The sequence below is a fragment of the Kaistella palustris DSM 21579 genome, from assembly GCF_000422265.1.
Lineage (GTDB): Bacteria > Bacteroidota > Bacteroidia > Flavobacteriales > Weeksellaceae > Kaistella > Kaistella palustris.
The window spans coordinates 35,357-56,960 of record NZ_AULL01000016.1 but is presented as its reverse complement, the minus strand read 5'-3'; the positions used below and the strand labels follow the sequence as shown (position 1 = coordinate 56,960).

Annotated in this window: 15 protein-coding genes; 7 read left to right on the top strand and 8 right to left on the bottom strand. The window is 42.6% G+C overall.

Going from position 1 to position 21,604, the window contains the following annotated elements:
• Window positions 1-291 (top strand): GNAT family N-acetyltransferase, encoded by a 291-nt coding sequence (locus H562_RS0105425; RefSeq protein ID WP_027376568.1) that lies wholly within the window; start codon window positions 1-3, stop codon window positions 289-291.
• 38 nt (window positions 292-329) lie between these two features.
• On the opposite strand, the gene H562_RS0105420 is transcribed toward H562_RS0105425, so the two are convergent.
• The 3 genes from H562_RS0105420 to smpB form a co-directional block, all read right to left on the bottom strand.
• Window positions 330-1,070, bottom strand: a complete 741-nt coding sequence (locus H562_RS0105420; protein ID WP_027376567.1) for a YebC/PmpR family DNA-binding transcriptional regulator — start codon at window positions 1,068-1,070, stop codon at window positions 330-332.
• 92 nt (window positions 1,071-1,162) lie between these two features.
• On the bottom strand, window positions 1,163-2,623 hold the full coding sequence (locus H562_RS0105415) for an OmpA family protein (protein ID WP_027376566.1): 1,461 nt from the start codon (window positions 2,621-2,623) through the stop codon (window positions 1,163-1,165).
• A gap of 77 nt (window positions 2,624-2,700) precedes the next feature.
• Complete coding sequence (smpB, locus tag H562_RS0105410; protein WP_027376565.1) at window positions 2,701-3,159, bottom strand: SsrA-binding protein SmpB; 459 nt, start codon at window positions 3,157-3,159, stop codon at window positions 2,701-2,703.
• Window positions 3,160-3,325: 166 nt separating this feature from the next.
• Here smpB and H562_RS0105405 point away from each other — a divergent pair, with 166 nt between their 5' ends.
• Window positions 3,326-4,948, top strand: coding sequence for an ABC-F family ATP-binding cassette domain-containing protein (locus H562_RS0105405; protein WP_027376564.1), 1,623 nt, complete (start codon window positions 3,326-3,328; stop codon window positions 4,946-4,948).
• Window positions 4,949-5,052: 104 nt separating this feature from the next.
• Here H562_RS0105405 and H562_RS0105400 read toward each other — a convergent pair whose 3' ends face one another.
• Complete coding sequence (locus H562_RS0105400; RefSeq protein WP_027376563.1) at window positions 5,053-5,862, bottom strand: ferritin-like domain-containing protein; 810 nt, start codon at window positions 5,860-5,862, stop codon at window positions 5,053-5,055.
• A 23-nt stretch (window positions 5,863-5,885) separates the two neighbouring features.
• The gene (locus H562_RS0105395) at window positions 5,886-6,593 is read right to left on the bottom strand and encodes a ferritin-like domain-containing protein (RefSeq protein ID WP_027376562.1); all 708 of its coding nucleotides are present in this window, start codon (window positions 6,591-6,593) and stop codon (window positions 5,886-5,888) included.
• A 275-nt stretch (window positions 6,594-6,868) separates the two neighbouring features.
• On the opposite strand from H562_RS0105395, the gene recJ reads away from it, so the two are divergent.
• The gene (recJ, locus tag H562_RS0105385; RefSeq protein WP_027376561.1) at window positions 6,869-8,581 is read left to right on the top strand and encodes a single-stranded-DNA-specific exonuclease RecJ; all 1,713 of its coding nucleotides are present in this window, start codon (window positions 6,869-6,871) and stop codon (window positions 8,579-8,581) included.
• Window positions 8,582-8,594: 13 nt separating this feature from the next.
• On the opposite strand, the gene H562_RS0105380 is transcribed toward recJ, so the two are convergent.
• A complete protein-coding gene (locus H562_RS0105380) occupies window positions 8,595-9,746 on the bottom strand; it encodes a hypothetical protein (protein WP_027376560.1) in 1,152 nt (383 codons plus the stop codon).
• 84 nt (window positions 9,747-9,830) lie between these two features.
• On the opposite strand from H562_RS0105380, the gene H562_RS0105375 reads away from it, so the two are divergent.
• Both H562_RS0105375 and H562_RS0105370 read left to right on the top strand, forming a co-directional pair.
• A complete protein-coding gene (locus H562_RS0105375; RefSeq protein WP_027376559.1) occupies window positions 9,831-10,352 on the top strand; it encodes an NAD(P)H-dependent oxidoreductase in 522 nt (173 codons plus the stop codon).
• Window positions 10,352-12,184: a monovalent cation:proton antiporter-2 (CPA2) family protein gene (locus H562_RS0105370; protein ID WP_027376558.1), complete on the top strand. Its 1,833-nt coding sequence runs from the start codon at window positions 10,352-10,354 to the stop codon at window positions 12,182-12,184. The genes H562_RS0105375 and H562_RS0105370 overlap by 1 nt, the downstream gene beginning before the upstream one ends.
• Before the next feature lie 76 nt (window positions 12,185-12,260).
• Here H562_RS0105370 and H562_RS0105365 read toward each other — a convergent pair whose 3' ends face one another.
• Together H562_RS0105365 and aroQ are read right to left on the bottom strand one after the other, a co-directional pair.
• Window positions 12,261-13,631 (bottom strand): alpha-amylase family glycosyl hydrolase, encoded by a 1,371-nt coding sequence (locus H562_RS0105365; protein WP_027376557.1) that lies wholly within the window; start codon window positions 13,629-13,631, stop codon window positions 12,261-12,263.
• Between the two features lie 16 nt (window positions 13,632-13,647).
• A complete protein-coding gene (aroQ, locus tag H562_RS0105360; protein WP_027376556.1) occupies window positions 13,648-14,058 on the bottom strand; it encodes a type II 3-dehydroquinate dehydratase in 411 nt (136 codons plus the stop codon).
• A gap of 189 nt (window positions 14,059-14,247) precedes the next feature.
• On the opposite strand from aroQ, the gene H562_RS0105355 reads away from it, so the two are divergent.
• Both H562_RS0105355 and tamL read left to right on the top strand, forming a co-directional pair.
• Window positions 14,248-19,254, top strand: a complete 5,007-nt coding sequence (locus H562_RS0105355) for a translocation/assembly module TamB domain-containing protein (protein WP_027376555.1) — start codon at window positions 14,248-14,250, stop codon at window positions 19,252-19,254.
• On the top strand, window positions 19,254-21,599 hold the full coding sequence (gene tamL / locus H562_RS0105350) for a translocation and assembly module lipoprotein TamL (RefSeq protein ID WP_027376554.1): 2,346 nt from the start codon (window positions 19,254-19,256) through the stop codon (window positions 21,597-21,599). Before H562_RS0105355 ends, tamL begins: the two co-directional genes overlap by 1 nt.
• Window positions 21,600-21,604 lie beyond the last annotated feature (5 nt).

The following is a 21,604-nucleotide window of genomic DNA, read 5'->3' as shown; positions in this document are numbered from 1 at the left end:
ATGAAGTACGAAAATAACAGATCCGGCAATGGCGGCGTTCTTACGCTCAGCAATGAAGATGAGGAAATTGGGCGCCTGACTTACACGATCTTTCCCGAAGATCATAAACTGATTATTTCATTTGTTCTGGTGCATTCGAAATTTGAAGGACGGGGCATGGGAAAATACCTTGTCGACGAGGCGATTCGCTTTGCACGCGACAATAACTGGAAAATCTACCCGCACTGTTCTTATGCACGCTCGGTTATGAACAGAATGAATGATGTAGAGGACATTTTACTGCAACGCTAAAAAACAAAACTCAAAGAATTTCTTTGAGTTTTGTTTGTTTAAATTGTTGACAGCAGGTCTTCGGTAATTTCCATATTGTGGTACACGTTCTGCACATCGTCATCTTCCTCAAATCGGTCCAGCATTTTCATATTTATCTTGAACTGGTCTTCTGAAACTTCTTTTGTCGTGTTTGGAATTCTTTCCAGTTCAGCGCTTTTCGGTTCAATGTTCAGTTCGTGAAGCTTATGCGAAAGTGTACCGAAATCTTCGAAAGCTGTGGTGATGAAAACCTCTTCATCGTCACTTTCAATATCCTGTGCGCCACCGTCGATCATCTCCATTTCAAAATCGTCCCACTCCATTTTTATTGATGCTTTATCTACTGAGAAAATACCTTTTCGGTCGAAGATAAAGGCGAGTTCACCATTTTTCCCAAGATTGCCATCAAATTTATTGAAAACAGCGCGTACGTTTGCTACAGTGCGTGTGGGATTATTTGTGGTACACTCTACAAAAAAAGCAACACCACCCTGGCCATAACCTTCATAAGTGATTTCCTCATAATTTTCAGCATCTGCGCCACTGGCTTTTTTAATTGCCCGTTCCACATTATCCTTGGGCATATTGGCTCCCTTGGCATTCTGAATACATCGGCGCAGCGCCGGGTTGGCATCGGGATCGGGTCCACCCGCTTTCACCGCCAGGGCAATATCTTTACCGATTTTAGAGAAGGTTTTTGCCATCTTGTCCCAACGGGCCATTTTTGATGCTTTTCTGTATTCGAACGCGCGTCCCATATTGTTTAATTTTAAAGTGCAAAAATACAATTTTGTTTACAAAAAAACACCTCCGTTGCGGGAGGTGCTTATTATTTAGAAAAATAATTTAATTATTTTCTCTTTTTTGCCGGAGCTTTTTTAGGAGCAACTACATCATTCTTTTTGTAAGTAGCCCATTCAGTAGCATCTTCGATTGCTCTAACAACAACTTTTCTGTCTTGTTGTCTTTCTTCGTTAGAAGCTGTTTCCGGAACTACTGCTTTTTCTTCACCTACACCAATTGATTTAAGTGAGTTTACATCTACACCTCTTGCATCAAGAGCAGAAACTACAGCTGCAGCTCTTCTTCTTGAAAGGTCAAGGTTGTAAGCGGCAGCACCTTTTTTATCAGTTTGTCCTTCCAGTAGATAGTTACCACCGTCAGTTTTGATAAGTGTAGCAGCAGCATCTAATCTTGGTCCTGATTCAGCTTTGATAGTCGCTTTATCGAAATCGAAATAAATATTTTTCAATTCACCTTCTACTTCTGAAGCAGTAACAGATTTAGGTTTTGGACAACCGTTGTATTGTGCCAAACCGAATACTGTAGGACAAGCGTCGTCTTTATCTAAAACACCGTCACCATCTGTATCTGGCCAAGGACAACCGTTGTTTTCAGCTGGACCTGCAACATCCGGACAAGCATCGTCTTTATCAACAACACCATCACCGTCTGTATCTGGCCAAGGACAACCGTTATTTTCTACTGGTCCTGCAACATCTGGACATTGATCATCAATATCTGGAACTCCGTCGCCATCAGTATCAGGACATCCCTGGAACTCAGCTAAACCTGGAGTGTCAGGACATCTGTCATCTTTATCTAAGATACCATCTTTATCTCTATCCATGTTTCCGAATCTGAACAACAGGGAAGCAGATGCTTGCCAGAAATTCGCGATATCAGATTTATCTGTAGGAGTAGATACATAATCACCCTGGATACCAAGACCGAAGTTTTTGGTTACCCAGAAATTAGATCCAATACCTGTAGCTACAGTGAAGTGATCTTTTCTTCTTTGAGTGAAAGGCTCACCAGAGAAACCTGAGTAATAAGTACCGTTGGTATCTGTTAATGGGAAAGCTACACCTGAATAATCATGTCTCAAGTAGTTAGCACCAACTCTTAAATACGGATCGAACCAAGAATCTTCATTCCAAAGTCCGTTGAATTTAAACTGAAGACCTAAACCAGTCATCAGGAAAAATTCTTTTCCCATTCCAATTCTGTCGTTCGGTACGTTTCCTACAGAAGTCTGCCAGTCAAGAACCAAATACTTATTTAAGTTTCTGGCAACTGTTAACTTCGAAAGTGGTGGTGTGATAGTAAAATTGTTGATATTATACAATTCACCTCCGTCTCCGCCACCGAATGCTGTAGAGAATACATTCCCTACATTTCCGCCAGCAGCAGCATGGTTTACTCCGTGAGCACCAACACCGATAAGCCACGGATTGCTGGTAGTCTGAGCGAAAACAGTAGAGGCAACAGTAAGTGCCAATGCTGAAATTCCTAATTTTAGATTTTTCATAGAATTAAATGATTAAATAATTGATAATGCAAAATAAATATAAATTTTCTTTAAAAGCAAAGTTTTAAGATCTTATTTTAACTTTTCTTTAATATTCTGTCAAGATTTCTCTTGTTTTCTCTTTCTTTTATTCCTTCTCTTTTGTCGTACAGTTTTTTACCGCGGCCGAGTGCTATAAGAATTTTAGCTTTTCCCCTATCATTAATATACAATTTTAAAGGGATTATCGTATTTCCAACGTCTTTCAGTTTTTTTTCAAACTTTTGCAATTCTCTTTTGTGCAACAGCAACTTCCGTTCCCTTTTTATTTTGTGATTGTAAAACGTACCGAGTTTATACTCATCAATTGTCATGTTAATGATATAAAGTTCACCATCGATTATCTGGCAAAAAGCCTCCGTAATACTTGCTTTGGAGGAGCGCAAAGCTTTGATCTCAGTCCCTGTCAGCACCATCCCAGCCTCGGTTTCCTCGGAAAGCTCATACTCATACCGGGCGCGTTTATTAAAAATATTGACGGATTTTTCGATCTTCATTTTTTATGTTTTTTACCAACTGATAACGACTGTTAAAATTTTCGCGTTTTAACTAAATTTTATCTTAATTTTTTTTCAGAAACTCAGGTCTGTTTCGGGTTTCACTTTAAATGAAAAATTAATGCCGAAATCTTTTCGTAATTTTGCGGCAAATTTACAAAACTATATGTTAACAGTATCTAATTTATCCCTCCAGTTCGGGAAACGAGTACTTTTCGATGACGTAAATATCATGTTTACAAAGGGAAACTGCTACGGTATCATCGGCGCCAATGGGGCCGGGAAATCCACTTTCCTAAAAATTCTTACGGGCGAGCAGGATCCTACCACCGGTAGCGTCTCTTTGGAACCCGGCAAAAGAATGTCGGTTCTGGAGCAGGACCACTTTAAATATGACAATTTTACAGTCCTGGAAACTGTATTGAGAGGAAATAAAAAACTTTTCGAGATAAAAGAAGAAATGGATGCGCTGTACGCTAAGGAAGATTTTTCCGATGCTGACGGAATTAAAGCAGGTGAACTGGGCGTGATCTACGATGAAATGGGCGGCTGGAATTCTGAGTCCGACGCCATGACCATGTTATCTAACGTGGGAATTTCCGATGACAAGCATTACCAAATGATGAGTGAACTTGAAAACCAGAACAAAGTAAAGGTTCTTCTGGCGCAGGCGCTGTTCGGTAATCCTGATGTGCTGATCCTCGATGAGCCTACCAATGACCTGGACATTGAAACGATCGCCTGGCTCGAAGATTTTCTGTCAACTTATGAAAACACCGTTATTGTGGTCTCGCACGACCGTCACTTCCTGGACACCGTGTGTACCAATATTGCCGATCTGGATTATTCCAAATTAAACCTGTATACCGGAAATTATTCATTCTGGTATCAGGCTTCACAGCTGGCTACAAGACAGCGGCAGCAGGCTAACAAAAAAGCAGAAGAAAAGAAAAAGGAACTTCAGGACTTTATCGCAAGATTCTCATCCAACGTAGCAAAAGCAAAACAGGCTACAGCACGGAAGAAAATGATCGATAAACTGAACATTGAAGACATAAAACCAACATCCAGAAGATATCCCGCTATTATTTTCGATACCGAAAGGGAAGCCGGGGACCAGATCCTGGAAATTAAAGGTCTTGAAAAATCCAAGGACGGCGAACTGTTGTTTTCCAACATCGACCTTAATCTAAAGAAAGGTGATAAAGTAGCTGTACTCTCAAAAAACACTCTTGCGATCACCGAGTTTTTCGAAATTTTAGGCGGTAATTCTAAGGCTGACAAAGGAACGTACAATTGGGGAATTACCACCACGCAATCTTATATGCCACTGGACAACACTCCTTTCTTTCAGGAAGATATCAACTTGGTCGACTGGTTGCGCCAGTTTACAAAAAATGATGATGAACGCCATGAAGAATATATGCGTGGTTTCCTCGGGAAAATGCTTTTCTCGGGTGACGAAGCTTTAAAATCCTGCAAGGTACTTTCCGGAGGAGAGAAAATGCGCTGCATGTTTTCACGTATGATGCTTCAGCGCGCCAACGTTTTACTTTTAGATGAGCCGACCAATCACCTGGATCTGGAAAGTATTACGACCTTGAATAACTCCCTGGTAAATTTTAAAGGTACACTTCTACTCGCTTCCCATGACCACGAAATGCTCGAAACTGTATGTAACAGAGTAATTGAATTGACACCATCTGGTATTATCGACAGACAGATGACTTACGATGAGTATTTGGCCGATAAGAAAGTGAAAGAGCTGCAGCTTCAGATGTACTCTTAAATCACTTCCTCTCATATATAAAAAAAACCGTTCTTCAATGAGCGGTTTTTTTTGTGAAATAAAAGTTGGAGATCCCGAAAGAAACTGACCACCATTAATAGCAATCAGGCAATGAAAAGGCTTGCAATAGCCGTGGCCTGATCACCGGTAAGAATTTCGTCGAAAGAAGCTGATCCCGCGGCTGCTCCAAATAAAGTTGAGGTATTATAACCTGCCTGTGTCACATTCTGTTCACCTGCATAAACCGGGTCAGTTGCAGGCGGCATATTCCCGCCATTGGCAAGCTCGATCCAACCTTTATTTGCGCGCATTCTCCTCACTTTTGAAGCATGCCTGGCTTCCACCGAGTGAATCTGCAGTGCAGCCTGTAAAACTCCTTTATCCGAGGCCACATTTCCTGCCTGCCCTTTATATGCACGAACCCCGGTATCTTCAAAAGCCTGGGCCAAAGTCATAAACTGCTGATAATCGCTGAAAGGCTGAAAATTTCCGCCGGCGGTAAAATCAAAATTCGGCTGTGCACCCGGCATTTCACCCAGCGATGTAAGCGCAGCTTTCAAAAACGCGACATGCGCGGTTTCGTGTTTGCTGATCTGTTGAAAAACTACCCGGTCGGCACCTGGGATTAAACCGGACTGCGCCAGCCCTCTTCTGTAATATTCATCTTCCAGATATTCTAATGTTAATGCGAGCTTTAACGCCTCAACCAATGCAGATGCCGCGGCAAAACCGGATACAGCAGTGGTTTCTGCTTTTGCTGATGTAGCCATAAAGGAACCAAGGCCTACAGGAATCGCAGCAAGCGCTGCTTTTTTCCCAAAGTTTGTAAGTTGCGACAGACTCCCTGCGCGAGACGTTTCGGTGGTGAAAAATTTATCATCCGAAAGCTGATCTAATATTTTTAGTAAGTTCATAATATCTATTTTAAAATTAGTAATTAACCGATCCCCTGTTCTTTCCAGGTAAATGGAGTTTTGAAGAAGGAGCCGGCAGCTGCAACAATATCTTTCGGATCTTTGACCACATCGAGTCCATTGGAATTTACCACGTCGTCGCCCGAGAAATCTCCCGACCCTGGATTGATGATATCACGGATCGCTGAAGCATGTCGCGCTTCCACACTTACAATCTTACCGGCAATTACCAGATAATCCAGATTCGTAATGAATTTACCCGCTCCGTTGTACGCGGCGACACCGGTATCCTCCAGCGCTTTTGCAGTTGCAAGTATGGAATCACGGCTTTTGAAGTCGATATTGTCATATTTAAATTCCAGAGTAGGCAAAACATGCGGTGTGGCAGCAGTTAAGGCAGCTTTGAAAAAATCGCGGTGAATTACTTCATGATTATAGATATCCGTAAACAGCTGCTTTTCCACACTTGAAATACCCGAGTAAAAGCTGTTGACCACCTTAGTGTAAAAATCGGCTTCCAATTGTTCCAGCGCGTACGCATAATTTAAAATACCTACATCGCCCATCCCCAGATCAAAAACCGGATCTTCAATATACTGGTAATCGTCTTCTCTACAGCCGGCCAGAGTAAGACCTGCTACCACAAGTCCTACGCCGCCCAGTTTCAAAAAATTTCTTCTGCTGGTATCCAGGGTTGCTCCTCTGTTCGATACCTGAATCTGTTTTTCCATAATAATTTTATTTATTGGTTGATAATTATAATTACGACAGAAGATTTTGTTTGGATTTATTTTTTTATTAAAAATTTATACTTTACTATAAAACTTTGTTTTTGTGAACTGAAAATCAGTTTATATTTATTAAAAGTTAAACCAAGTTCATCCTTAATTTTATAAATGACATTCAGCATTTCAAATGGATTGAAAGAATTAAGAAAGTGCTCTATTTTGCCACTTTCCGACCGTTCAAAAAAAAACTCATTAAAAATTTCTATTTTTGTGAGATTATGAACCAAAAATGGATTTACAGCCCGGAGCCTGATGAAGAAACTGTAGACGCGCTGAGTACCTCACTTGGTTTTGGCACCTTCGAATCCAAGATCCTGGTTCTGCGTGGCATCGACAATTATCAGAAAGCACGCGAATTCTTTAAACCCAACCTCAACGATATTCACAATCCGTTCTTAATGAAGGATATGCAGCTTGCTGTAGACCGGATTGCCACCGCGATTGAGAATGGTGAGAAAATTCTGGTTTATGGCGATTACGATGTGGATGGTACCACCGCCGTAGCATTAATGTATCTCTACCTCAGCAAGATTGTTGATAAAAAATACCTCGATTATTATATTCCCGACCGAAATATCGAAGGTTACGGAATTTCTGTAGAAGGAATTAATTTCGCCAAAGAAAACGGATTTTCGGTCATTATAGCGCTGGATTGCGGCATTAAAGCCATCGACAAAGTTGAGTATGCCACGGCTTTAGGAATAGATTTTATTATCTGCGACCATCACCTTCCGGGTGAGGAAATTCCTGCTGCCGTTGCAGTTCTGGATCCAAAACGCAAGGACTGCAGATATCCTTTCAAGGAACTTTCAGGTTGCGGCGTGGGTTTTAAACTGTGTCAGGGCTTAAACACGATCTATAAAATTCCTGAAGCCGAACTTTTTGAACTTACAGACCTGCTGGCCATTTCTATTGCGGCGGATATTGTTTCTATGACAGGTGAAAACCGTGTGTTGGCAAAACAGGGTTTAAAGATTCTGCGCAAATCCCGCAACTTAGGCCTTCGGCTGCTGATCCCTGCCGACAAACTTGCCACCTTCGAAATTTCCAATATTGTTTTCGAGATCGCACCCAAAATAAATGCTGCCGGCCGGATTTCCCACGGCAAAGCGGCTGTTGAACTCATGGTTTCCGACAATCTGAAACAGGCGCACCAGATCGTAAACGACATCATCAGTCTTAATGATTCCCGCCGGGAAATGGATATGAGCAGCACTACCGAAGCTTTGCTACAGGTTGAGGAAAGCGGCCAGCTCCAAAATTTCTCAACCATTGTATATGGCGCAAACTGGAACAAGGGAGTAATTGGGATCGTGGCGTCCAGACTGATAGAAACCTATTATAAGCCTACCCTGGTTTTTACCGATGGAAACAATGGTGAATTGGTGGCTTCTGCCCGGTCGGTTGCCGATTTCGATGTGCATCACGCTTTAGAGATCTGCTCAGACTGTTTTCTGAAATTTGGTGGTCACCCCGCAGCGGCAGGACTTTCTATGGAAAGGCACATGTTCGAAACCTTCCGCGAGAAATTTGAGAAAACTGTGGCTGAAAAAATCCAGGAACACCAGAAACAGCCAAGTATAAAAATCGATTCAGATGTAGATATTGATGTTCTTAATAAAGATTTCTTCAATTTCCACCGCAAACTGGCGCCATTTGGCCCGCACAATATGAAACCTGTTTTTGTCCTTAAAAACCAAAAGGTTGCAGGTTATGTGAAAACGATGGGCAAAGATGAGGCGCATCTTAAATTTTACATACGGCAGGAATCGACAGGTAAAAACCTGGAATGCGTAGGTTTTAAACTCGGAAAATATGCCGATGATTTCCGCCACAGATCTTTTGATATGGCTTTTACCGTAGAGGAAAATCACTGGAAGGGCAACGTAACTTACAACCTGAATATTCGCGACGTGAGATTTCACGACTGATCTGTTCCTTTTATTAAAGGCTTCGGTGTCGCTTAAATTCTTTGGTACGGTCAAAAAGGTAGCGGTAAGTTGCTAATTTTCTCGTGATCTCCGTATTTAAATTTTCCGCTATATTGATCATCTTGGGATTAAAGTCGCCAATCCACTGCATTTCATAATCTTCAAAATCCGTTTTTTCGCGGAAGTGTTTTGTCCCTTCCCAAATCATGAATCCATCAATGCCTTTCCGCTGCCATTCCGGCACAATGCCAAAAACCAAACCGACCATTTTTTTATTCTTTTTAAAATATTTCAGCAGTAAAAACCTGAGTTTTTCCAAAATACCAAACTTTCCGTTCAGATATTTAAACCATTGATTCAGGTCCGGGATATTCATCCAGACTGCGATCGGCGTTTCTTTTTCATACACAAACCAGGAAATATGGTCGTTGATCACCGGCTTCAGCGTGCTGAAAAGCCTCAGTGTCTGCGCTTCCGAAAGTTGCTTACCTTCCGCATGCGACGCCCAGGCTTTGTTATAAACGGCAGTAAAGTCTTTGGCAAACTTTTCAATTTGGCCGGCTTTCATTCTTTTCGCTGAAATATCGCTGTTGCGGGAAATCCGTGCATGCATTTCCATAAAACTCTCCGGTACGGCATCGTGGATTTTTCTGCCAAAACACAACTGATTAAAGTAAACTTGAAAACCATAATTCTGAAAAAGATCACGATAATAAGGTGGATTATAATTCATACCAAACAGCGGCTCGAAAAAACCATCCGTTAGCAAACCCCAGAATTTATCGCGCTCACCAAAATTTATCGGCCCATCCATCGCTTCCATTCCCTTTTTCTGAAGATAATCCTTAGCAAAATCAAAAATAAAATCTGCAGTCTGCTGATCATTAACACAGTCGAAAAAACCAAAGCCACCTGTCGGCTGCTGCTGTTTATATTTTTTATTGATGAAAACCGCGATCTTTCCTACAGTTTCGTTTTTCTCATTTTTAAAGAGGAACCTTTCGCATTCGCCAAAGCGGAAAAACTTATTTTTTTGGGGATCAAATACTTCTTCAATATCTTTATCGAGCGGACGGATATAATTTTTGTCCTTGCGAAAGAGGCGTACGGGGAACTCCAGAAATTCATTTTTATCCGCAGGGGAATCGACTTTTATTACCTTCATATTTCAAAAATACCGATTTAATTTTTTTTCTGATTACAGGAAGAATTTAATTTTTTTCATTATTTTTATGGAAACTTCAAAATCTTGAAAAAAACCCTCGTTCTTTTTGCCCATCCTTATTATGAATATTCAACCGCCAATATCGAATTGATAAAGGTTTACGGAGACATGGCCGAGCTGGATTTCAAGGATTTATATGAGGAATTTCCGGATTTTCATATACCCACGTTTCGCGAGCGCAAGCGGATCCGGCAGTACGAACGGTTGATTTTTCATTTTCCGCTGATCTGGTTTTCATTGCCGCCGCTTTTAAAACTTTGGATCGACGAAGTTTTTGATATGACCTGGAATGCAGAAGTAAATCATCCGCTACAGAACAAAGACGCCTTTATCGTAGTAACGGTCGGCGGCAAAGAGGAAAACTATCTGGAAGGCGGCATGTACGGAACTACGGTTTCCGATCTGCTGAAATCACTGACACTCTCACTAAAAGTAAATAATATCGAAGTAAAAAATATTATAGAAGTATATAAAGCAGATGATCTTGATAAGACCGAACTGCTGGAATTTTCCGAAAAAATCAAGAAAAACCTGAAAGATTCATGATGGAGAATTCACTTGCAATGACCGCACTTATTTTTCTGGGTGCTGCGATTATTATGGTTCCGCTCGTTCGCCAACTTGGTTTAAGCTCGGTGATCGGTTTTATTTTGGGTGGAATCATCATTGGTCCTTTTGTTTTAAAACTTACCGGCAATGATTCCAATGACATCATGCACACCACCGAATTTGGAGTGATCATGCTGCTTTTTCTGATCGGTCTGGAGATTGAACCCCAAAAATTCTGGAAGATCCGGAAGAAGATCCTTGGCATGGGTCTCAGCCAGATGCTGCTTACGGTTGGCATACTTTTCCTCATCTTCTACATTGCTAAATGGCGGTCCGATCAGGCGCTGGTTGCTGCGCTGTGTTTCGCACTTTCCTCCACAGCGATCGTTCTGCAGACACTGAAGGAAAAGAATATTTTCCGCACGCAGGCTGGTGAAGCTTCGTTTTCAATTTTACTCTTCCAGGATATTTCGGTGATCCCGATTTTAGCCTTATTACCTGTCTTGGCCCGCAGACCGGATGATAAAGAACAGCAGATCCTGTTACAATATTTGCCCGACTGGCTGCAACCGTTCTCGATCTTTCTGGGTGTTTTTCTGCTGATTATTCTGGGGCGGTACGTATTTGTTCCGTTTCTGAGGTATGTGTCCCGCTCAGGCATGAATGAACTTCTGACTGCTTCATCGCTCTTTCTGGTTATCGGAGTATCGGAACTTATGGATGCTGTGGGACTCAGCCCCGCGCTTGGCGCCTTCATCGCAGGGGTAATGTTGGCCACCAGCGAATTCCGCCACGAACTCGAAAGTCAGATCGACCCATTCAAAGGTTTGCTGCTGGCGGTTTTCTTCGTGAGCGTGGGCGCCACGATCAATTTCTTCATCATCATGGAGGATCCCATGTTTATCTTCACCACTACAGTAGTGGTTCTGACGGTGAAGTTTGCGGTGCTTTTCGGTATATCCAAGTTTTTTAAACTTAAAATAGATCAGGCCTTCCTTACTGCCTTTGCGCTTTCGCAGATCGGGGAATTTGCCTTTGTGCTGATTAATTACTCAACTAATCTGTATCTGCTTGATCCAAAAATGAATGCGCAGCTACTCGCCATCACCGCGATCACTATGTGCATAACGCCTATCCTTTTAATTATAAACGAAAAATTTATAGCGCCGCGCTGGCCGCAACCAAATATTCATGATGACGAAATTAATGAACCTGTGAAACAGAAAAGCATCATCATCGTTGGATTCGGGCATTTTGGAAGCACCGTAGGACGGCTCCTGCGCGTAAACGGCATTAAAGCAACTGTTTTGGATATTGATCCGGACCGCGTAAATCTCTTGAGATCAAACGGCTTTAAAGTATATTTTGGCGATGCTTCCAAACCGGGAATTCTACGGTCGGCCGGCGCAGAAAATGCAGATCTCCTCATACTCTGTCTGGACAGCCCTGAGAAGAACAAGTTTGTGCTGGAATACGCGCGGCAAAAATTTCCGCAGCTCAAAATATTTGTAAGGGCAAAAAACCGGCTCGATGCCTACGATTTTTACAACAGCGGTGTAGAAAACATCTACCGTGAAACATTCGGGACCGCTGTAAATATGGCAGTTGACATTCTGAAAGCTACCGGTATGCGGGCGTATGCCGCGCGCCGCCTCGGGAAGAGATTTACACTTATCGACAAAGCAATGACACGCAAACTTGCAAAAGAACTGACCACAGACAGCGTCACCTTTTCAATGAAAGAGTATCTTGAAAGAGAGGCTGAACTTTTAGCCGAAGACAGTCATTCCTTCGATGAATCGCAGTGGAACGAAAATGAAGAGTTTTAAATACTTTTTAAATATAAAAAGGATGAATTTCGACAAACGGTATTAAAAACTTTTAATTGAAGGAATTACCAAAAACTTACTGCTTTACCAAAACCAAATAGTCCCACGGAGCCAGCGTAAAGGTTGTTTTCTCCTTAATATCAAAAATTTTGTCCGTAAAAAGCTCCCTATATTTGCCCTGAAAGTATTTAGTATTCAGATTCACCACCACGGCTTTATCTGAAAAATTAAAAACCGGAAAAACCGCATCGCTGTTTTGCTCGCGGTAAAAAGAAATGATCTTATCCTGCCGGTCATTAACCACACGGATCATTTCACCGCCGTATTTCCCATTCCAAAGCGCCTGGTTTTCATGTTTCAGATGAAACAGTTTCGAGAAGATCTGTTCGTTTTCGTGCTGTTTCCACTCGATCGGGTCCTTATCAAAAAATTTCAGGCTGCGGTCTAAACCCGCTTCCTGCCCGCTGTAGCAAAGCGGCATTCCATTTACAACACCGGTAAATACCATCGCGGTTTTTAAGCCCGGGCCGAAATTTTTCTGTGGCGTTCCATTCCAGGAATTCATATCATGGTTATCGGTAAATGTCATCCTGTAAGCATTCCGCGGAAAAGTGTTTACATCGTGTGCCATATATTCGGTCAGGCCGCCCAGACCTTTCTTTCTTGTAGTAGCGTCCATCATTTTTTCAAATAAAGTCCAGGAGTATTCCATATCGAAAGCGTTTTTCAATAAGTCCCGTGATTCCCATTCGGCAAGCATAAAAACAGGTTTTATTTCATCGAGCTGTCTACGGGCTTCATTCCAGAAATCCATTGGAATAAATCCGGCCGTATCCGCACGGTAACCGTCGATATTGCTTTCTTTAACCCAAAACTTAAGAGCGCCGGTCATATATTCCCGGAAATCCGGCCGGTCATAATCAAAGTCAATTATATCATCCCAGTCATACCACGGTGTAGGCTGAAAATTACCTTCACGCGTTTTTGTGTACCATTCGGGATGATCTTTTGTCAAAGGATTGTCCCAGGCGGAGTGATTCCCCACCCAATCAATGATGACGTACATTCCCATGGAATGAATCTTATCGACAAGATTTTTAAAATCAGCCATCGTTCCGAATTCCGGATTCACCGCTTTGAAATCTTTTACTGCATAATAACTTCCGAGCGTACCTTTTCGGATTTTCTCACCGATCGGATGAATCGGCATTAACCAGATGATATCCACACCCATTTTTTTCAGGCGGGGCAAATGTTTTTCAAATGCTTTAAAAGTTCCTTCCGGCGTATACTGGCGAAGGTTCACTTCGTAAATCGTCGCATTTTTGCTCCATTCCGGATGCGTCAGTTCCACGTATTCCTGCGGTTGGTAACGTGCATCAGTAGTTTGTGCGAAAACGGCACATACATTTATTAGTATAAAAAGGGCAAAGAAAAATTTTTTCATGAGGCAGATTTTTAAATTATTTCAAAAGACTGAGGATTGCAAGGCGGTAACCCTGCAGGCCAAAACCGCTTAAAACACCGTAGGTGTGCGCGGCGGTCACCGATTTTTGCCGGAATTCTTCGCGCTTATAAATATTGCTGATATGAACTTCAATTTTTGGAAGATTTATATTCTTCAGGCAGTCTGCAATTGCATAAGAATAATGGGTAAAAGCGCCGGGATTGATGATCACCGCATCATAATCGGTTTGCTGCAGTCTGTTGATGATTTCACCTTCGATATTGGATTGAAAATACAGAATACTGTGTTCCGTAAATTCGTCTTTTAAGCTGCCGAGAAAATCATCCATGGAAACATTTCCGTAGATATCGGGTTCGCGCGTGCCGAGAAGATTCAAATTAGGGCCGTTTAAAAGTAAAATTGTCATCGCTAAGTTTTTACAAATATAAGTGGTTTCGCACAACTCTTAGCTTAATAAGAAAATTAAGAAAGTTGAATTATGAGCGGTTAAAAAGCTCGGGAATTGAAGACCGCTATCAAAAATAATTATTTTTGATACAGGTTTTGGTGGAAAAATGCATTTTTTTAATACCTTCGGAATTGGTAATTTCGTGCGATGAAAATTTTCAAAAAAATTTTAAAATATACGGGCATCGTCCTCGCCTCGCTGATTCTTTTGCTTGCCATTTTGGTACTGAGTCTTCGGTTGCCGGCGGTGCAGAATTTTGCAAAGGGCAAACTCGTGAATTATCTGCAGGAAAAGATTCATACCGAAGTGCGGCTGGAACGTGTTTATGTAGATTTTCCCAACAGCCTGGTGATGGAAAATCTTTACTTAAAAGGCCAGCGCGTGGACACTTTGCTTTTCGCCCGGAAACTAGATGTCGGTCTAAATATTCCTAAACTTTTAAAAAACACCGCCGATCTTACATCGATCGACTTGCAGGGCGTGACGGCAAATGTAGTCCGCAAAGAAGACGGCACCTTTAATTTCGATTACATTACCAATGCTTTTGCCACTAAGGATTCGGAAGAAAGCAGTTCAAAACCTTTTATTATTTCTCTGGATAAGATTAAACTCAGAGATATCCGCGTGTCTTTTATCGATAAACAGTCCCGAAATGATATTGCGCTGTATTTTAAATCTTTCGATACGCGCGTAAAGACTTTCGATCTGCAGCAGAATTCGTATGCTGCGAACGACATTAATATGGACGGGCTAAAACTGAAACTCAAACAGGATTTCCTGGAAGAGGTTACCGACAAAGTTGCCGAAAAAGTGGATTCCCTGAACCAGCAGAAACCGATGAAGCTGGGGCTGAATAAAATAAAACTCACCAACTTCAACATTGATTACGGTGATGATAACACCAAAACATTCGCAAAGGTTATTTTTAAAGAACTCAGCACCAAAATCACTCAGCTCGATCTGCAGAAAAGTAATTATGGCATCGACAATCTTTATTTAAAGGGTGCCAACATCAACGCAAAACTATTTATGCCTGCTGCTAACGCTTCGTCAAAGAAAAAATCCGATACCAATAACAGTTCTTCCACCCAGAACTCCCTGGCTCTCGTACTGAAAAAACTTATTTTAGATGATGTAAAAGTTGCTTACGACAATACAGCGGTCGCACCTACAAGAAGCGGCATGGATTTCAACCACCTCAATTTCTCAAAAATGAATGTAGAGGTAAGGGATTTCAAAATGCAAAACGGCACTTTTGCCGGAACGGTAAACTCAGCAGAAATCCGGGAAGGTCGCGGACTGAATATTCAAAAACTGAAAACCGATTTTGTATACACCGATACGCAGGCTTACCTGAAAGACCTTTATCTTCAAACTCCAAAAACGACACTGCGCGACGAGCTCGTTCTGAATTACAATTCCTTTCAGCAACTCAGTGCAAATCCAGGTGCCGTGAAAATCCTGGCAAATATCCGTGATTCACGCGTGGGATTTTCAGATATTTTAATGCTCGTGCCATCATTGCGCAATACTGTTCCTTTTAACAAATATCCGAACGCGATTTTAAATGTAAATACAAGACTTCGCGGTACACTCAACGATCTACTTATTCAAAATCTGGAACTGTCCGGTTTGGATCAGTTAAGGGTAAGTGCTGCAGGAACCGTGAAAAATGCGATGGATCCGAACAACCTGTATTACGATCTGAATGTGCGTGAATTTTCGTCTTCTGCAAAAACAATTTACAACCTCGTTCCAAAAAATACGATTCCGCAAAACATCACGCTGCCTTCTTACTTCAAGATTGCCGGCACAGCGAAAGGCAGCACACAGATCGTGAATGCCAATTTACGGGTCTCATCAACTTTGGGAAATGCGGCGATCCGCGCGTCTGTGAATATGAAACAGAAAAATGCGGAAAAATATAATGTCCTTGCCAACCTTCAGAATTTACAACTCGGAAAAATCATTCAGAATAAAGATCTGGGTGCCATTACCGGACAGATTAAGGTAAACGGTCAAAGTTTCGATTATAAAAAAGCGGTAGCGGATCTTGCCGGTGATATTTCCTCGGTCTATTACAATGGTTACACCTACCGAAACATGAACCTGAATGGTAAAGTTAACCGTGGTGCGTACGTGATCAACCTGGATTCGAAAGACCCGAACGCCAACCTGAAACTGCTCGCCTCCGGAGTTTTTACCGATAAAAGTCCTTCTATAAAAGTTAACGGAACCATCCGCAGACTCGACCTTCACAAACTCGGTTTTTACAGCGACGAAATGATACTTGCCGGCGATCTCGACGGGAATTTCACGAGTTTGGATCCCGACGCACCCAACGGTTTTCTTCATTTGGAAAACTTTGCGGTCTCTGATACCAAAGATGTTTTCCCATTGCAGGAAGTTTCACTAACGGCGAAATCTACCGCAGACAGCAACCGGATCGTGCTGAAATCACAGATCGCCGATGTAGACCTTTCCGGCAAATATAAACTCACGCAGATCTTTGGATCGCTGCAGCAAACAGTAAATCAGTATTATCAATTTGAAAAGCCCGGAACCAAAACGGGAAAAGTGGATCCGAACCAGTTTTTCACTTTTAATGCAAAAATTAAAGACGATAATCTGCTGCGGAGATTTGTGCCCGAACTCACGGAATTTGAACCTGTCACCCTGACAGGAAATTACGACGCCGATTCCCGGAAACTCGAAGTGAATGGCCAGATCCCGCATATAACTTACGGTAAAAATAATATTGATGGCGGTGTATTGACCCTTAATAATTTTAATGATGCTTTGGTTTATGATATCAGCCTGGCTGAATTTAAAAATGAAAGTATCGCGCTGAATAAAGTGAATTTAAACGGCGACGTACAGAATAATCTCATCACGTACAATGCCACGACGAAGGACCAAAAAGATGTGACCAAATTTTTGATTGCAGGAAACGTGCAGAAGATGGGCGACCTAACCAAAATTAGTTTAAATCCCGAAGGTTTGAAACTGAATTATACAGACTGGCAGGTTGCGCCCGATAATTATCTGGAGCTGAGCAGTCGCGGAATTGTGGCTAATAATTTCGCGATCTCCAACGCCGGAAGCGAGATCCGCCTTCAGTCGGAAACACAGGTGCCCAACTCGCCACTCAATGTTTTTATTAAAGATTTCCAGATTGAAACACTTACGGAAATGGTAAAAAAAGACTCGCTCCTGGCTAAAGGTACCATCAACGGAACCGCACAGTTGCGCGATCTGAAGAATAATATGACTTTCACCTCTAATCTGGATGTTACCGATCTTTACGTGTACGGTAGCCCGGTTGGAAAATTAGACATCAAAGCAAATACGCAGAGTGCAGACGTTATCTTGGCAGATATTGCGCTATCCGGCTTTAACAATGATGTAAAACTCGGCGGAACTTACAATATGAAATCAAGTGCGCTGGATATGAATCTGAATATGAACCAGCTGCAGATGAAAACAGTTCAGGGCTTTTCCTTAAATGCCATCGAAGATACCAAAGGTTACCTTTCCGGAAATCTGAGGATCGGCGGGAATACAGGCGCTCCCACCGTTTTAGGCGCAGTGAAGTTTAATGATGTAGGTCTCGGAATTACGCAGCTTGGCAGTAAATTTAAAAATATTGATGACGAGATAAAATTCACGTCCCGCGGAATCGAGTTTAATGACTTTAAAATTAAAGACGAAACCGGAAACGCGGTAGCGATCGATGGCGCGGTGCTTACCACCACTTACAAGGATTTTGCTTTCAATTTAAATGTTGATGCAAAAGGTTTCAAAGTCGTGGATTCTGAAAAGGACAGTGATAAGATCATGTACGGAATTCTGGCGATCGATGCGGAACTGAAGATCCGCGGAAACCTTGACCTGCCCAAGGTCGACGGAAATTTAGCCGTTACCGACAAGACCGATTTTACCTTTGTTCTGCCCGATTCCTCGCCGGCACTTAAAGACCGTGAAGGAATTGTGGAATTCATCGATCAGGATCAGATCGCGCTGAAGGAAACCATCAAATCAGATTCGCTCACCAACCAAAGCGACATCAAAGGTATGGACGTGAATGTGAATATTGAGGTGAATAAAGAAGCGAAGATCTCTTTAATAATAGACAAGGCCAACGGCGATTTTGTAAAACTGCAGGGTCAGGCTCAGCTCACAGGTGGCATCGATCCTTCCGGAAAAACTACGCTGGTTGGTATTTATGAAGTAGAAAAAGGCGCTTACGAAATGTCGGTAAGTTTACTTAAAAGAAAATTCGAGATCGAAAAAGGCAGCACCATCACCTGGACCGGCGAACCTACGGCCGCGATCCTGGATATTACCGCCAATTATAAAACCGATGCGGCACCGCTCGACCTTTTGCAGCAACAGCTTACAGGCGTTTCGGGCAGTGAACTGAACCAATACAAGCAGCGAATCCCATTCAACACATTATTGATTATGAAGGGCGAGCTGATGAAACCGGTGATCACTTTTGATATCACCACATCGGAAACCAACAGCTCGGTTTCATCTGTTGTCCTGGATAATACGAGGGCAAAACTCGATCAGCTTCGCCGCGAAGAATCCGAGATGAACAAGCAGGTGTTTGCACTTCTACTTTTGAACCGGTTTGTAGGCGAAAACCCTTTCCAGAGCGATACAGGATTATCTGCTTCCACGTTGGCGAAACAAAGTGTCAGCCGCATCTTATCGGAGCAGCTCAATAATCTAGCAAAAGATCTTATTGGTGGTGTAGAGCTGAATTTCGATCTGGAATCTACGGAGGATTATTCCTCAGGTACCAAAAATGAGCGCACCGACCTGAATGTGGATCTGAGCAAAAGACTCTTTGACGACCGCCTGAAAGTTACGGTTGGCAACAACTTCGGTCTGGAAGGTGACACCAGAAAGAACGAACAGACGACCAATATTGCGGGCGACGTGACGCTGGAATACAGCCTCTCAAAAGACGGAAGATATATGCTGCGTGCTTACCGTAAAAATGATTACCAGGTTGCGCTGCAGGGACAGATCATAGAAACCGGTATTGGATTTATCATTACGCTGGACTACGATAAATTCCGCGAAATCTTCGAGCGGGCGCAAAAAAATAAACAACAGCAAAAACTTAACAGGAACTCCAAATAATGCAGAAATCACCTTTAACATATTTCAGAACGGCCGGATTTTTTGCTTTAATGCTTTTGATCTCCTCGTGCAGCAATACCAAGTTTCTGCAGGAAGGTCAAATGCTTTATACCGGCGCCAGGATCAACATTAAGAACGATACGCTTTCAAAAAAAGATAAAAATAATCTAAAAGAAGTGCTCACCGACCAGCTTCGTCCAAAACCGAATTCTTCATTTCTTGGTTTGCGGCCGCGACTTTACATCTATAACATAACTAAAGAGCCGAAAAAGGAAAAAGGACTGGGTTACTGGCTGAAATACAAGATTGGTGAAAAACCTGTTCTGCTGCAGGATGTGGACCGGGAGTTCAACAAGAAAATTATAGTAAACTATTCGGAAAACAAAGGTTTTTTCAATGCCAAAGCAACTTCCGATACGATCTCGAAAAACAGAAAAGCCAAAGTTATTTATACGCTTACGCCGGGCGCGCGCTACCTTATCAGCGGCGTGCATTTCCCGGAAGACTCCACGGTGATCAATTCCGAAATTCAGTCGATCTCCGATAAAACTTTTCTGAAAGCGGGCAATCCCTTCGATCTGGATGTCATTAAAGCGGAGCGTGAAAGAATAGACGAACACCTGAAGAACCGCGGTTTCTATTATTTCAGTCCCGATAATATCATCATTCAGGCAGACAGCACGGTGTTGAAAGAACCACGCGTCGAGTTATTTGTAAAGTTAAAGAACAATACACCTGAACTGGCAAAAGACCAGTTCACCATCGACAAAACCATCGTGTTCGCCGATTATAATATCGCCGATGTGAAACTGGGGAAATACGGCATTCCGTATAACACGGATTCGGTAGAAGTTTATAAGGACATTTACATCATTGATCCTGAGAAAAAATTCAAACCAAAAATCTTTGACCGTACGCTTTATTTTCAGAAGGGCGACCTTTATAACCGGACAGATCATAACTTATCGCTCAACCGCCTCATCAGTCTTGGTGTTTTTAAATTTGTGAAAAATGAATTTGTGGTTTCGGACTCGCTGGCCCATAAGTTCGATGCCTATTATCTTTTAACTCCGCGACCGTTTCAGTCGCTGCGCGTGGAAACTTTAGGCAAAACAAATTCCGCAAATTACACAGGTGGCGAGGTGAATCTCAACTGGACGCACCGAAATTTCTTCCGTGGTGCAGAGCAGCTGAAGGCCGCAGTTTACGGCGCTTTTGATGTGCAGGTTGGCGGACCGAAAGATGCCAACAATATCATACGTGTCGGTGGCAACGCAGAACTTTCGATTCCGAGAATTGTTGCGCCGTTTAGGTTTCATTCCTCCAGTGCCTATGTCCCGCGCACCAATATCAAGCTCGGCTACGAATATCTGAGCCGCACCAAACTCTATACGCTGCATAATTTTAATACCTCTTTTGGTTATCTCTGGAAGGAAAACGAAAGAAAAGAACATGAACTGAAAGTGCTGGATGTGACCTTGGTTGCTCCGCAAAACGTCAGCGAAGAATATCAGCAACAAATCGACGGCGATCCTGCAGCCGGCATCCTCCCCAACCCTTCTCTGGCGCGGGTTGTGGCCAAGCAACTTATTTTTGGACCGACTTACAGTTTTACCTACACCAACACCATGTTGCCAAAAAAGAACACTTTTTATTACAAGGGAACTGTGGATCTCGCGGGAACAATTGCCGGACTGGTGAGCGGCGCCGATGCGAAAGCTGGAAAAGAGAAAGAACTCTTCAATATTCCATTCAGCCAGTACGCCAAAATGGAACATGATTTCCGCTATTACCGAAAAGTGAACGACAAAAGTTCCATCGCTTCGCGGTTTATTGCAGGAATTGGTTATCCGTACGGGAATTCTACGGTGATGCCTTACGTAAAACAGTTTTTTGTGGGCGGCAGCAACAGTATACGTGCTTTCCGAGCCAGAACGCTCGGGCCGGGAAGTTACGATCCGCGCGGTCAGCAGGCGACTTTCTTTTTCGACCAGTCAGGCGACATCAAATTGGAAATGAATGCCGAATACCGCGCCAACATTTATAAATTTTTGAATGCGGCTGTTTTTGCAGATGCCGGAAATGTTTGGCTAATTAATGAAGATCCACTGAAACCGGGCGGCAAATTTTCAAAGGATTTCTTGAAGGAAATTGCCGTAGGTGCAGGTGTCGGTTTAAGACTGGATTTTTCTATTCTGATCCTGAGGTTGGATCTGGCTATGCCGCTGCGGGTTCCATATTATCAGGAAGGTGACCGCTGGACCTTCAACAGGATCGATTTCAGCAGCGGCGCCTGGAGGAGGGATAATCTCATATTGAATATTGCCATCGGCTATCCGTTCTAACCCAA

Bases quoted from the DNA above. Each gene is read 5' to 3' on its own strand.
- aroQ (WP_027376556.1), bottom strand. From the start codon at position 14,058: ATGACAATTTTACTTTTAAACGGCCCTAATTTGAATCTTCTCGGCACG.
- H562_RS0105420 (WP_027376567.1), bottom strand. From the start codon at position 1,070: ATGGGACGCGCGTTCGAATACAGAAAAGCATCAAAAATGGCCCGTTGG.
- H562_RS0105415 (WP_027376566.1), bottom strand. From the start codon at position 2,623: ATGAAAAATCTAAAATTAGGAATTTCAGCATTGGCACTTACTGTTGCC.
- H562_RS0105365 (WP_027376557.1), bottom strand. From the start codon at position 13,631: ATGAAAAAATTTTTCTTTGCCCTTTTTATACTAATAAATGTATGTGCC.
- H562_RS0105400 (WP_027376563.1), bottom strand. From the start codon at position 5,862: ATGAACTTACTAAAAATATTAGATCAGCTTTCGGATGATAAATTTTTC.
- recJ (WP_027376561.1), top strand. From the start codon at position 6,869: ATGAACCAAAAATGGATTTACAGCCCGGAGCCTGATGAAGAAACTGTA.
- H562_RS0105425 (WP_027376568.1), top strand. From the start codon at position 1: ATGAAGTACGAAAATAACAGATCCGGCAATGGCGGCGTTCTTACGCTC.
- H562_RS0105355 (WP_027376555.1), top strand. From the start codon at position 14,248: ATGAAAATTTTCAAAAAAATTTTAAAATATACGGGCATCGTCCTCGCC.
- H562_RS0105405 (WP_027376564.1), top strand. From the start codon at position 3,326: ATGTTAACAGTATCTAATTTATCCCTCCAGTTCGGGAAACGAGTACTT.
- H562_RS0105380 (WP_027376560.1), bottom strand. From the start codon at position 9,746: ATGAAGGTAATAAAAGTCGATTCCCCTGCGGATAAAAATGAATTTCTG.
- H562_RS0105370 (WP_027376558.1), top strand. From the start codon at position 10,352: ATGGAGAATTCACTTGCAATGACCGCACTTATTTTTCTGGGTGCTGCG.
- tamL (WP_027376554.1), top strand. From the start codon at position 19,254: ATGCAGAAATCACCTTTAACATATTTCAGAACGGCCGGATTTTTTGCT.
- H562_RS0105395 (WP_027376562.1), bottom strand. From the start codon at position 6,593: ATGGAAAAACAGATTCAGGTATCGAACAGAGGAGCAACCCTGGATACC.
- smpB (WP_027376565.1), bottom strand. From the start codon at position 3,159: ATGAAGATCGAAAAATCCGTCAATATTTTTAATAAACGCGCCCGGTAT.